The following is a 12,730-nucleotide window of genomic DNA, read 5'->3' as shown; positions in this document are numbered from 1 at the left end:
GCTTCCAGGGTAGGCCATATACGCGGACGCCGGAAGCCGACCGGGCCGGATCCCGCCGCGGCCGGCAAGCCGCGAGATCCTACGGCCGCTGTGTCGACTGCTGAAATCCGGCGCTGATGTCCCCGTTTCGCTTCGGAGAATCGAGAACGTCGCGCAACGCCTGCTCCACGACCGAATCGCCCAGTCGTTCGAGGTCGTCGAGCGTGAAGTCGGACACATCGATCAGCTCGACATGATCAGCCAGGTGGGACGTGAATTCTGGCCCCATGTGCCCTCCTCAGCCACCCTCGCCGGCATCCTCATTCGATTACAAGAATCGATTAGCATGAGCAGTATAGACGCCCGCCTACCCATCTTCCAGATCATCCCATACGCTATTGTGATCCCCTCTCAGGGTGACGCTTCGAAGCGCGACGGGTTGCGGCACGGCCGAAAAAGGAAATAGTGGCTGCCGATTATCTGCGTGGTCGCATCGGAGGCGTGGCGGCTCACGAATGACACGTCGCGAGGATCGAAGGCGGAGGCGGGGCGGATGACGCTTTCACAATCGACTGGCACGATACGACCGTCGGGAAGGTTTCCCAAGGTCTGGGGCAAGATCCCGCCCCAGAACAAGAACTTCACGGGGCGCGAGGAGCTGCTGGAGCGGCTCCGCAACGGCATCATGGGGGAGATCACCGCGGTCGTGCCCCATGCCCTGCACGGTTTCGGCGGAGTCGGCAAGACCCAGATGGCGGTGGAGTACGCCTACCGCTACCGATCGGAATACGACGTGGTCTGGTGGGTCCCCTCCGACCAGCCCGATCTGGTGCGATCGACGCTCGCTCAGTTGGCGCCCCACCTCGACGTGCCGTCCGCCACCACGACCGGCATCGAGGACGCGGCCAACGCGGTGCTGGGCGCCCTGCAACGGGGCGAGCCCTATTCGCGGTGGCTGCTCATCTTCGACAACGCCGACGAGCCGGAGGACATCAACGACGTCATCCCGCGCGGGCCGGGTCACGTTCTGATCACCTCGCGCAACCATCGCTGGGAAGGCGTGGTCGAGACGGTGGCCGTCGATGTGTTCTCGCGCAGCGAGAGCATCGAGTTCCTGAAGAAGCGCGTGCGCAAGGCGATCGACGGAGAGGACGCCAGCAGGCTCGCCGACGAACTGGGCGACCTTCCGCTGGCTCTGGAGCAGGCGGGTGCGCTGCAGGCCGAGACCGGCATGCCTGTGCAGCAATATCTGCAGTTGCTGGCCGAGCGCACGAGTCAGCTCCTCGGCGAGAAGAAGCCGACGGACTACCCCGTGTCCATGACCGCGGCGTGGGCGCTGTCGGTCGCCAAGCTCACCGAGAACCTGCCCGAGGCCGTCGAGCTGCTGCGCTGCTGCGCCTTCTTCGGGCCCGAGCCGATTCCGCGCGAGGTCTTCGCGCCCGTCGACGACGACGCGATCCGGCCCGTGATAGCCGAGGTGGTGGCCGACCCGCTCCGGCTGAGCCGCGCCATCGGAAGCCTCGGCCGCTACGCCCTCGTCCGCGTCGACAACACCTCCCGCACCATCCAGGTCCACCGCCTGATCCAGGCGCTGCTGCGCGACGAGCTCGACATCGAGACGCACAAGCGGATCCGAGCCGAGGTGCACGCCCTCCTCGCCGGAGCCGCCGCGCCCAACCCGGAGAGCCCGGCGACCTGGCCCCGATACCTCGAACTGCTCGCGCACGCGACCTCGGCGGGCGTGGCCTCCAGCCATTCGCCGGCGGTCCGGCAGTTCGCGCTCCGCCTGCTGCGATACCTGCGGGCGTCGGGCAACTACGCCTCGGCCCAGGACACCGCCAAGCGCCTGGTCGAGCAGTGGGGCCAGGAGTCCGGCAGTGACGACATCGACGTGCTCAGGGCCCGCAGCCAGCTCGGCAGCATCCTGCGGGAGCTGGGCGAGTACGGCGAGGCGTACGAGCTCGACAGGACCACTCTGGAGTACATGCGGCGCACGGCCGGCCCGGACCACGAGGACACCCTGGTGCTCGTCAACGGCATCGGCGCCGACCTTCGCGCCCGGGGCGAGTTCCTCCAGGCCCGAGACCACGACAGCGACTCGCTGCTGCGGCACGAGGCGGTGTTCGGCATGGGCGCTCCACGAACGTTGCAGGTCGTCAACAGCCTCGCGCTCGACTACGCCCTGATCAGTGACTACCAGGAGGCCCGCAAGCTTCATGACCGGGCCTACCGCGGGCAGCGGGTGCCCGGGCTGGAGATCACCAGGGCGGGCATGCTCGGCTCCATGAGCGGTCTCGCGCGGGCGGTCAGGCTCTGTGGCGACTACACCGAGGCGTGCGACCTCGGGGAGGACGCGTACTCGTACGGGATGGACCAGCTGGGCGGAGAGCACCCCTGGACCCTCCGCGCCGCCAAGGAACTGTCCGTCGCCCTGCGCCGCGCGGGCGAATACGGCAGATCACTGGAGATCGCCGTGGACGTGCACACGCGCTACGTGCGGCTGTTCGGGCTCGAACACCCCGACACGCTGGCCGCCGCGATCTGCCTGTCCAACATCCAGCGGGCGATCGGCGACACGGATCTGGCCTTCGAACTCGCCGCCGACACCGCGCACCGGTATCCGAAGGTGTACGGCGGCGATCACCCGTACAACTACGGCTGCACAGGGAACCTGGCACTCCTGCATCGCGTCAAGGGCGACCTCCGGACCGCGCGGGAGATGGACAGGAAGGCTCTTGCCGGTCTTGAGGCCAAGATGGGGCGCGATCACCACTATCCGCTGACCGTGGCCGCCAACCTGGCCTCCGACCACGCCGCGCTAGGAGAGCTGGACGAGGCCTGCGAGCTGGGCCAGGACACCCTGCGGCGAGCGCAGAAGGTGCTCGGCGACTCTCACCCCATGACGCTGGGCTGCGCCGCGAACCTGGCGGCGGACCTGTGCGCGATCGGCAGGAAGGACGAGGGAACCTCCCTGCTGGAGCGGACCATGGACGTCTACGCGGCGACGCTGACGCTCGAGCATCTGGACGCGGTGGTGGCGAGCGAGGGCCGCCACCTCGATTTCGACTTCGACCCGCCGCCGATCTAGACCTGCGGGCCGGGGACTGATCCGGGCTCCCCGTTCCGCCGCCGCCATGCGGACAGGTGGTCGTCGGCGGCCTGTCCGGCCGCCGAGCGGGCGTCGTCCGGCACCGGTTCGCGAGACCAGTCGTTCAGTGTCCGGCTTGTCGCGGCGACGAACTGCTCACCCGCCTGGGTGAGCAGGCCGCTGCCCGCGATGACCTGAGCGGCCGAGGCGGCGGCGTCGCGCCAGCGAGCGAATTCAGTGTGCGCGCGAAGGGCCGCGGCGCCGGCCTCGTGGACGCGTTGCCGGCGCCAGAATCCGGCGATGCCGAGGTGCGCGTAGACGCCCTGGAGCAGGCCTGCGATCGGACGCGGGTCGTCGCGCCAGGGGGCGTAGAAACGCCGGCCGCCGTCGGGCCTCGTCAGGGCGACCATGTCGAGCAGCGCGGTGAGCTTGGTGTGCTGCGCCTCGTGCGCCAGCGTGACTGCGAACAGCTGGGGATCCGGCGGGATCGACAGCCCGACGCTGCCGAGGGCCTGGTAAGGCGTGGCGCTCGACACGCCGTCCTTCGGGCCGGCCAGCGGCGTGAGGACCGTGATGGTGTCGGCGATCTCCTGTGCGGCCGTCCAGTGGTGCCGGACGAGCAGCTCCCACGCCGCGCGCAGCGTCGCCCGCCACTGCGCCACCTCTTCAGGGCTCAGCCTCGTCGGAGCGACCTCCGCCCCCGGCACGCGGTCGGGGTCGATGTCGTCGAGCAGGAAACGTACCCCGACCCCCTGGTGTTCGGCGGTCAGCCGGCGCAGCCCCTGCCACCCCGGAGCGTCGTCGCACGGATCGGCGGGAATCCGGACGGAGGTCCTGCCCGCGGTGACGACCGCTCCCCCCTCCTCGACCCGTACGACGGCGGGGCCGTCATCGCCCGGTGCCGCCGCCCGCCCGAGCGACGGCAGCATCACCATGCCGTTCACGGCCGTCACCTGGAACTCGCCCGGGAAGCCCGCCCGGACGGCCGCGGCCGCGACCAGCGAGGCCAGCTCGAGCACGTCGCCATGGTCGTCGGGTCCGTTGAGGATCGCGCGCCGCGCCCACGCGGTCATCGTGGGGTAGCGGATCACGGCGCCGACCGCCCGCGGGTCATGCTGCTGGATCCGGGCGAGCATGGCGTAGGAGCGCTTCACGGCCTCAGTGCCCACAGCGCTGCGCAGCCCGCGCAGTAGGAGCAGGCGCTTGCTGTACTGGGCCGAGAGAAGATGGCCTACTGCCTCCGTGCCGCCGCCGCCCTGTGCCAGCGCGTTGAACACCTTGTCGGGAAGGACGTGCCGGTCCAGATCCATCAACTTCCCTTCCGCAGCATGGCGACGTCGTTGGCGAGAGTCCGGTGGATGTGGGTGATGAGCCGGAAGAGATCCCGGCAGTAGACCGATGCGTTCAAGAAGCCTCGTCCCGAGCGGTAGCGGTGCGGATACAGGCCTCCGCCGCAGATCCGTTTGACGTCGCAGCCGGTGCACTCGGCGGACAACGCCCGGCTGCCGAGCTGACGGGCGGCGATGGCCGGATGGAGCAGCGCCGCGTCGAACGCGTCCCTGGCGACGTGCATGGCCGTGTCGGCGGCTCCTTCGTAGGCCGCCTTCAGCGAGTCCACCTGCTCCAGGCTGCCGTCGGTCTCCACGACCACGACCGTCACCGGGGACAGGCCGATCGCCTCGGTACGCGAGGCTTGGCCGAGCAGCATGCGGATGATCTCCGAGAACAGCCGGACGTGCGTCTCCTGCTTGCGGGCGCCGTACCAGCGGTCGAAGAGGGCGACGAGCCAGTCGGCGTACGGGGTGGCCGCGCCGTGCGGAGACAACCCCGGAGGCGGGAAGTCCCAATTGCCGTGCGGCAGCAGAAAATCCATGGTGGGCGGGGCGAATTGCAGCAGGGATTCGTACGTGGTGACAGGGTCACCGCGTAGGTCGATGGTGCTGAGCACGCCATTGAAGAGATGCCGGTATCGCGGTGACGTCAGTTTTTCCAGCCCGGTGCGGACGGCCGCGTAACTGCCTGTGCCGTTGGCCCGCACCCGATGCCGATCGTGACTTTCCGCGTCACCGTCCACACTGACGCCCACCGACACGTCCAAAGCGTCGAACAGGTCGAGAAACACGGTGTCCAGCAGCACGCCGTTCGTCTGGAGGAGAACCGAGACGTCGACCGCCGGATCGACGGCCGCGCGGAGCGCGGTCACGGCGTAGCGGATGTGGTCGGCGCCGGCGAGCAGCGGTTCGCCGCCGTGCAGGATGACCTCGACCTGGGACAGGCCGTTGTCATGGACGTGCTCGGCGATGCGCAGGGCGGCCGCGTCGATCGTCTCGCGGGCCATCCGCCGTGGTTGCCGCCGCCAGCTCTGGTCGGCCATCTCATAGACGTAGCAATAGTCGCAGGCGAGATTGCACCGACTGTGGATCTTGAGAATGAACTGCCGGAAGGGGGTCGGTCGCCAGCCGATCTCCAGCAAACCTTTCACATCGAGGTTCAGCGGCCATTCGCTCGTATCGGCGGGGGGCCCTGACTGAACGCCAATAGCCACGCAATCAGCTCCATCGGTAAGATCCGAGCGCTGCGCTGCGCCATACCACCTGGGCGGATTATCCATGTGTCCGCGAGAACAAGCAACCAGCGAATCGGTTGCGTCCACAGAAGTGATGTACGGGTTTGACCTGGTCGGCACATCGCGTGACGTTTCCATGTTTGTCGAGCGGGTCCTGCCGTCCCCGGAGCGTCGGCGGCGGTGTGCTGCCGCGCCGCGGCCGGACAGGACCCGGCGGGGAGCATCGGCTTCAGATATTGGAATGGAACATTCCGTTCTGGTATAGTGGAGGCACGACACGACGGACGGGGAGCCGGACGCCGCGGCCCCCCGTACCTGGAAAGGACGCACGATGAGCCAGAACGCCAGCACCCACTGGAAGATCCTCGACGACGCCCACACCGCCCTGCGCACGGCCGTGGCGGGCGTCGAAGCCTCCGGCTGGGGTTGGGCCACCCCGTGCGAGCACTGGAACGTCACCCAGGTGCTGCAGCACGCGGCCGGCGACCAGGTCGGCTTCGCCGCCGCGATCACCGGCGGCCCCGGCCCGGGCGAGGACCCGTTCGCCCCCTCCGGGACGCTGGCCGGGGACCCTGTGGAAGTCGCCGAGGAGGCGATGCGGGCCTCCGCCGCCGCGTTCGCCACCATCGCCCACGACGCGGACGCCGTGCCGACCCCGATCCCCCCGCACTCCTTCCCGGCCGGCCTCGCCGTGGGCGCCTGCGCCCTGGACGCCGCCGTGCACGCATGGGACATCGCCATGGCCACCGGCCAGCCCTCGCCGCTCTCCCCGGAGCTGGCGCGGGCGCTGATGCCCACCGCTCAGGTCATCGTCGACCCCGTACGGGCCTGGGGCGCCTACGCCGCGGTTCTGCCCGAGGCGGAGGGCGACGACGACGTGGCCGTGCTGCTGCGCTACCTCGGCCGCGACCCGCGCTGGACCGCCTGAGGCGACCCGCCGGAGCCGCATGTCAACGTGGGGCGATCGCCTCGTGCAGGCGCTCGAAGCGTTCGCGTACGGCGGGGTCCGGTTCTGCGCGCAGGGCCGCCGCCACGGCGGTTCGCGCCACGGGCGGCAGCGTGGCGTGGTCCCAGGCGGACAGCGCGCGAACGGCCAGGTTGCGGTTCGGGTGACGTGTCTCCTGGTGTTCGGGCAAATTTGCCCAGTCGCAGGTCATGACCGCCGCTGTGCCCGGCGAGTATGTCGACGGACGCCATGGATGTCGCCCATGCTCATCAATAGGCCGACTGTCACTGTCCGTGATGATTCACCGGCCTGGTCTGAGTAGCCGAAGGGTGGGAGCCGAGCCATGGCCGAGCAGGGACGCGTGCGGTGGAAGCGCTTCGGCTTGATCTTCGCTCCGGTCGCGGCCTTGACGTCGCTGCTGGTCGGCGCCACGGCTCAGGGTGTCATCGGCGCCATGTTCGTGGTCTCGGGCAACGCGTTCAAGCTCGCCGTCGGTGAGCTGCGCGGCCAGGGCTTCACGCTGGCCGGCGGCGTCGTGGAGACCAGGAAGGGCCGGACGATACCCGTCATCTCGACCGGCATCCGCCGTGCCGTGGTCACCGACCTGTGCCAGAGCGCCCTCGTGCGGACACCCGTGGGCACGATCACGATCCGGCTCACCGGAGGCCGGGCCGGCAACGTGGTGACGATCGACAACCTGGTGATCGACCTGGAGACGGGGCGGACGGGAGCCTCCATCCGCGACCTGGAGCTGGGCCGTGACGCCGCCACCCTGGACCAGGTGCCGGGCTTCGGAGGGCCCGCCGGGACCTTCGGCAGCCAGGCGTCGGCGGTGACCCTCCGCAATGTCAGGCTGAGCCCGCGGGCCGCCACGGCGGCGACGTTCAGCCTCCCCGACCTCGGCCTCGACGTGGTGCGGGGGGAGAGCGAATGCTTCTAGGACGGATCCGGCCCGGAGCGCTGGACGGAAGCTGGCGGCGATCGCGGCCGTTCTGGGGCGGGCTGTTCATCGTGGCGGCGGGGACGGAGCTGCTCTGCATCCCGCTCGCGCTCGACGCGCTGCCGGTGGCCGTCATGTTCGGCGCGGTCGGGGTCAGCTACCTGATCGCGCTGGTCATGGTCATGGCCGGGGTGCTCGTCTGGCTGCAACCCGCCCAGCGGGTCTTCCTCGGCCTGGTGACCGTGGTGCTCTCCATGGCCTCCTTCGTCTACTCCAACCTGGGCGGATTTCTGGTCGGCATGGTCCTGGGGCTGCTGGGGGGCATGCTGGCGGTGGCCTGGACCCCGGACAGCCGGCCGGAGAACCGCGTCGACACCGTCAGCGTCCGCAGCGCGTTCGCCGTCGTACGCACCTGCGCTGAGAAGGCGATCGCGGCTCTGGCGCGGATCAGGTGAGCGGTGGTCACGGCGTGACGACGGCGAAGTCCGGCGCGGGTCAGGTGAGCGGTGGTCAGGGTGTGACGATGGCGAAGTCCGGCGTGGGCTCCTCCAGGACGGCGGTCAGCCGTTGCAGGACGGTCAGGTCGCCGTCGTGGTCGAGGTCGGCGGCGTCGCCGTCACCGGCGAGCAGGCTCATCAGGCGTTCCTTGGTCAGCCGGAGCGTCAGGTCCGCGCCGTCTCCGGACGGGCTCCGCTCGTGGATCAGGGCGCCGTTGGACATCGTGGTGCGGTGGTGCTCGTCGTTGTCGGTGAGGTGCCAGTCGATGGCGAAGCGCTCGTTCCAGGCGTCAGGGCCGTGCACGCGGATGGAGAGCGAGTCGAAGACCTGCTCCGCGGTGAGCGCCTTGAGCATGTCGTGGGAGACGGTGCTGGTGGCGGGCTTCGACGGCCGTTCGGTCAGCTCGCCGGCGCCGGTCAGGTAGAAGTTGCGCCAGGTGGCGTTCTCGGCGCCGTGGCCGAGGCGGGTGTAGACCTTGGCGAGCAGCCGCCGGGCGGCGGAGTCGTCCGGGTCGGCGAAGATCGCGTGGTTGAGCAGGGTCGCGGCGAAGCGCAGGTCGCCCTCCTCGACGTAGCGGCCGGCCAGGGCGACGACGGCGGAGGTGCCGCCGAAGGCTTCGACGTAGCGGCGGGCCTGCTCGACGGGCGGGTGCTCCCACAGGTGGGCGGGGTTGCCGTCGAACCAGCCGAGGTAACGCTGGTAGATCGCCTTGACGTTGTGGCTGACCGAGCCGTAGTAGCCGTGCGTGTGCCAGGCCTGCTCCAGGGCGGGCGGGAGCTGCATGATCTCGGCGATCTCGTTGCCGGTCATGCCGCGGTTCAGCATGCGCAGGGTCTGGTCGTGCAGGTAGGAGTACAGGTCGCGCTGCTGGGACAGGAAGGTGACGATGCGCTCCTTGCCCCAGGTGGGCCAGTGGTGGGAGGCGAAGGCGACGTCCGCCCGGTCGGCGAACAGGGCGATGGCCTCGGTCAGGTAGCGGGACCAGAGCCGGGTGTCGCGGACCAGCGCGCCGCGCAGGGTGAGGACGTTGTGCAGGTTGTGGGTGGCGTTCTCGGCCATGCACAGGGCGCGCCGGTCGGGGAAGAGGAAGTTCATCTCGGCCGGGGCCTCGGTGCCGGGGGTGAGCTGGAAGACGACGCGGACGCCGTCGATCGTCTCCTCCTGGCCGGTGCGGGTGACGTCCAGGGTGGGCGGGACGAGCGAGACGGTGCCGGCCGAGGTGCCCATGCCCAGGCCACAGCCGAGCTGCCCTTCCGGGCTGTGGGGGAGGTGCTGGCCGTACATGTACGCGGCGCGGCGGTTCATGGCGGTGCCGGCGTAGACGTTCTCGGAGACGGCGTGCTCCATGAAGTGGGCGGGCGCGATGACGGGGACGTCCGTGCCGTCGATGACGCCGCGGGCGCCGCCGAAGTGGTCCGCGTGGGAGTGGGTGTAGATGAGGGCGGTGACCGGCCGGTCGCCCCGGTGGTCGCGGTAGAGCTTGAGCGCGGCGGCGGCGCACTCGGTGGAGACGAGCGGGTCGATGACGACGACGCCGCGCTCGCCCTCCACGAGGGTCATGTTGGACAGGTCGAGGCCGCGTACCTGGTAGATGCCCTCGGTGACCTCGAAGAGCCCCTGCCTGGCGCAGAGCTGCGCCTGCCGCCACAGGCTCGGGTGCGCGCTCTGCGGGCACTCGCCGTCGAGGAAGGCGTAGGAGTCGTTGTCCCAGACGACCTTGCCGTCGGCTGCCTTGATCAGGGCGGGGGACAGCTTGGCGATGAAGCCGCGCTCGGCGTCGTCGAAGTCCGCCCGATCGTGAAAGGGAAGGTCTGCCATGCGACGGTGCTGCCCAGCAGCGCCTGAGAAGAAGGCCAGAGAAGGCCAAAGAATGGGCATGGCCGGCGCGGAGGTCGTCCCGTAAAGGGAACAAGCCGGATGTGCCGCGTGCGCGCCCCCCCGGTGACGGTCCCGGAGCTGTACTGATCGGAGGGCTGCTGTGACGTTCGCGGCGGGGCTTCGCGGGGTCCGGCGGGGTGACCTGGGCAAGGAGATCACCGCCGGCGTGACGCTGGCCGCGCTGGCGATTCCGCTCAACATCGGTTACGCCCAGATCGCCGGGCTGCCGCCGGTGGTCGGCCTCTACACCGCGATCCTGCCGATGCCGGTCTTCGCGCTGTGCTGCTCGTCGCGCCAGCTCGTGGCCAGCCCGGACGCGCCGATCGCCGCCCTGATCGCCTCGCTGCTGGCGGCGCTCGCCGTCCGTCCGGGCAGCCCCCAGTACGTCGAGCCGGCCTACGCCCAGGCGCTGGTGTGCGCGGCCGTGTTCCTGCTCTTCTACGCCTTCCGGCTGGGTTTCCTGGCGAGCTTCCTGTCGGAGCCCGTGCTGGTCGGCTTCATCGCGGGCCTGGCCGTCGAGATCCTCACCAGCCAGATCAAGAAGATCCTGGGCATCCACACCAGCGCCGAAGGCTTCTTCCCGGAGCTGTGGGAGATCGTCACCAAGCTCCCTCAGTCGCAGTGGTGGAGCGTCGTCGTGGGTTCGTGCACGATCGCGGTGATCCTCCTGCTGCGCCGGATCGCGCCCGCCCTGCCCACCCCGCACTGGCCGGGCATCTCGCTCGGGCAGTGGGCGGCGCTCGTCCCCGGCGCCGTCTGCGCGGTCGTGGTGGCGGTCGTCTACCGCTTCGAGAGCCAGCTCTTCTTCGCCAACGCCGGCACCCTCAAGAGCGAGATCGAGGCGCTGGCCGACCGCGGCGCGCGGCACGTCGTCCTGGACGCCGAGGCGATCAGCGACGTCGACACCACCGGCGCGCAGGCCCTGCGCCAGGTCGCCGACCTGCTGCGCGAGCGTGGCGTCGGCTTCTCCGTCTCGCGCGCCACGACGGGCGTCCGCCGGCTGCCGGCGCACTACGGGCTGACCGGTCTGACCTTCCACGAATCCAACCAGGCCGCCGCCGCGGCGTTCCAGCAGGAGGAGTCTTGTGGGTGAAGCCTTCGCCGACATGCTGCCCTACACGCTCGGCCTCATCGTCTCCCCCTTTCCCGTGGTGGCCGTGATCGCGCTGCTGGTCAGCACGGGCGGGCGGGCCAAGGCGACGGTGTTCGAGCTGGCGTGGCTGGTGGTGAGCTGGCTCGTCCTGCTGGCGCTCACCGCGCTGCTGGGCGCCCTCGGGGCCGCGGGTCACGGCGGGCAGCCCGCGTGGCTCTCCTGCCTGGTGCTGGTCATCGGGCTGGTGCTGCTGGCGGTCGTGTTCGCGGGGGCGCGCAGGGCGGCCCGGCGTCCGGCCGGGGAGGCGCCGCGGGTGCCGCGGTGGATCGTGGCCATGGACGCCATGACCAAGCCGAAGATCGCCGGGGTGGCGACCGCGCTGATCGTGGCCAATCCGGTCAACCTGGCCGCGCTGGTCGGGGGCGCGGTCACGGCCGGGCGGGTGCCTCTGTCGCCGCTTCAGCAGGCCGTGCTGGCTGCGATCTTCGTCGTTCTGGGCAGTGTGGGGGTGCTGGCGCCGTACGTTCTGACGATGCGTGAGGGCGGGGAGGAACGGCTGGCACGGCTGCGCGCGTGGCTCATCCTGCACAACAGCGCACTCACCCTGCTCCTCATCGCCGTCTTCGGCCTGCTGTTCCTGGCCAAGGGGCTGCGCGGCCTCCTGTCCTGAACAGCCGGCCCGTCCGGATCGGCCTTCAGCCTGTCACAGCCCAGGGTGATCGCGAATCGGCCTACGCGGGGAGGTGAAAGCGATCATTATGACCGTGGGGGCCTTCCCCGCGAGCGCGACCGACCCCGCAGCCGCTCGCACCCGTCCGAGAGAAAGGACCGCATGTCCGAGGGAACGATCAACCGCCGCAAGCTCATCACCATGGGCTCGGCGGCGGCCGCCGGCGGCCTGTTAGGGCTCTCGCTCGTCCCGGCCGAGGCCCGGGCGGCGTCGCGGACGGCCGGCAGCGCCCGCCGCAGCGCGGCCACCTGGGAGAACATCATCGAGAAGTCCTCCTTCAGCAGCACCACGGCCTTCACCCAGGAATGGAACTACGGCTACCCCTGGGGCAACACCCACAACGGCGCCGCCAAGATGCTCAACAGCAAGGTCACGCTGTCCGGCGGCGTGCTGACCCTGACGGCGACCCGGCTGAGCCAGCCCGACGGGCAGAGCGCGAGCCCCCCGCACGCGCCGCTCTGGTACCACTCCGGCGCCATCCACGCCAAGGAGCCGATCCTCGTCGACGACCAGTTCCCCGAGTACGACATCGAGGGCGAGTTCCGCACCCGGACCGGTCTCGGCATCTGGCCGGCCTTCTGGACCACCGGCATCGCCCCGAACTGGCCTCCGGAGAGCGACATCCTCGAGTACGTCGGCGACTCCACGAACCTGTTCAACACCTGGACCAAGGAGGCCGGCGAGAACGACCCCGCGGAGCGTCACGAGCTCAGCGGCCACGACCCCAGCACCTGGCACCGCTACCGGCTCTGGATGGAGAAGGACGGCGACGACGTCATCCTCGACTACTACTTCGACTACGGCGAGAACGACGGCTGGAAGGTCACCCACCGGGGCGTCGGCTGGGCCGGCATCCCACAGCACCTGATCATGAACTTGCAGATGGGCTCCTGGGCGTCGCAGGTCGACGTGAACGATCCGCTCTGGAGCCAGCAGCCCGGCCCTTCCGGCAACACCACCTTCCAGGCGCGCAACGTGTGGGTCGGCCGGACTCGTAACTGGTAGGACGCCA

12 protein-coding genes are annotated in these 12,730 nt (G+C 69.9%); 7 read left to right on the top strand and 5 right to left on the bottom strand.

The genetic code is table 11. The features are described 5' to 3' along the window. Window positions 1-79: 79 nt before the first annotated feature. On the bottom strand, window positions 80-268 hold the full coding sequence (locus HD597_RS47710) for an FxSxx-COOH-like cyclophane-containing RiPP peptide (RefSeq protein WP_253753492.1): 189 nt from the start codon (window positions 266-268) through the stop codon (window positions 80-82). A 264-nt stretch (window positions 269-532) separates the two neighbouring features. On the opposite strand from HD597_RS47710, the gene fxsT reads away from it, so the two are divergent. Continuing rightward, a complete protein-coding gene (gene fxsT, locus HD597_RS47705; RefSeq protein WP_253753490.1) occupies window positions 533-3,067 on the top strand; it encodes an FxSxx-COOH system tetratricopeptide repeat protein in 2,535 nt (844 codons plus the stop codon). On the opposite strand, the gene HD597_RS47700 is transcribed toward fxsT, so the two are convergent. Next, the gene (locus HD597_RS47700; RefSeq protein ID WP_253753488.1) at window positions 3,064-4,377 is read right to left on the bottom strand and encodes an HEXXH motif domain-containing protein; all 1,314 of its coding nucleotides are present in this window, start codon (window positions 4,375-4,377) and stop codon (window positions 3,064-3,066) included. The genes fxsT and HD597_RS47700 overlap by 4 nt on opposite strands. After that, window positions 4,377-5,612, bottom strand: coding sequence for an FxsB family cyclophane-forming radical SAM/SPASM peptide maturase (locus tag HD597_RS47695; protein ID WP_253753486.1), 1,236 nt, complete (start codon window positions 5,610-5,612; stop codon window positions 4,377-4,379). Before HD597_RS47695 ends, HD597_RS47700 begins: the two co-directional genes overlap by 1 nt. A gap of 352 nt (window positions 5,613-5,964) precedes the next feature. Here HD597_RS47695 and HD597_RS47690 point away from each other — a divergent pair, with 352 nt between their 5' ends. After that, window positions 5,965-6,561, top strand: coding sequence for a TIGR03086 family metal-binding protein (locus HD597_RS47690; protein WP_253753484.1), 597 nt, complete (start codon window positions 5,965-5,967; stop codon window positions 6,559-6,561). Window positions 6,562-6,583: 22 nt separating this feature from the next. Here the strand turns inward: HD597_RS47690 and HD597_RS47685 are convergent, their stop codons facing one another. After that, a complete protein-coding gene (locus HD597_RS47685; RefSeq protein WP_253753482.1) occupies window positions 6,584-6,790 on the bottom strand; it encodes a hypothetical protein in 207 nt (68 codons plus the stop codon). 132 nt (window positions 6,791-6,922) lie between these two features. Here HD597_RS47685 and HD597_RS47680 point away from each other — a divergent pair, with 132 nt between their 5' ends. Further along, the gene (locus tag HD597_RS47680; protein WP_253753480.1) at window positions 6,923-7,519 is read left to right on the top strand and encodes a DUF6230 family protein; all 597 of its coding nucleotides are present in this window, start codon (window positions 6,923-6,925) and stop codon (window positions 7,517-7,519) included. After that, a complete protein-coding gene (locus tag HD597_RS47675) occupies window positions 7,510-7,974 on the top strand; it encodes a DUF6114 domain-containing protein (protein ID WP_253753478.1) in 465 nt (154 codons plus the stop codon). Before HD597_RS47680 ends, HD597_RS47675 begins: the two co-directional genes overlap by 10 nt. Before the next feature lie 55 nt (window positions 7,975-8,029). On the opposite strand, the gene HD597_RS47670 is transcribed toward HD597_RS47675, so the two are convergent. Beyond that, window positions 8,030-9,835 (bottom strand): alkyl/aryl-sulfatase, encoded by a 1,806-nt coding sequence (locus tag HD597_RS47670; protein ID WP_253753476.1) that lies wholly within the window; start codon window positions 9,833-9,835, stop codon window positions 8,030-8,032. A gap of 160 nt (window positions 9,836-9,995) precedes the next feature. Here HD597_RS47670 and HD597_RS47665 point away from each other — a divergent pair, with 160 nt between their 5' ends. From HD597_RS47665 to HD597_RS47655, 3 genes are all read left to right on the top strand, one after another. After that, window positions 9,996-10,988 carry a SulP family inorganic anion transporter gene (locus tag HD597_RS47665; RefSeq protein ID WP_253753468.1) on the top strand — a complete coding sequence of 331 codons (993 nt, stop codon included), beginning with the start codon at window positions 9,996-9,998 and terminating at the stop codon, window positions 10,986-10,988. Beyond that, window positions 10,981-11,658, top strand: a complete 678-nt coding sequence (locus tag HD597_RS47660) for a GAP family protein (RefSeq protein ID WP_253753458.1) — start codon at window positions 10,981-10,983, stop codon at window positions 11,656-11,658. Before HD597_RS47665 ends, HD597_RS47660 begins: the two co-directional genes overlap by 8 nt. A 162-nt stretch (window positions 11,659-11,820) precedes the next feature. Then, window positions 11,821-12,723 carry a glycoside hydrolase family 16 protein gene (locus HD597_RS47655; RefSeq protein ID WP_253753456.1) on the top strand — a complete coding sequence of 301 codons (903 nt, stop codon included), beginning with the start codon at window positions 11,821-11,823 and terminating at the stop codon, window positions 12,721-12,723. The last annotated feature ends 7 nt before the right edge of the window (window positions 12,724-12,730 follow it).

The organism is Nonomuraea thailandensis (assembly GCF_024172165.1).
Lineage (GTDB): Bacteria > Actinomycetota > Actinomycetes > Streptosporangiales > Streptosporangiaceae > Nonomuraea > Nonomuraea thailandensis.
Note: the sequence above shows the minus strand (reverse complement) of the source record. Positions and strands in the feature narration are given on the sequence as shown.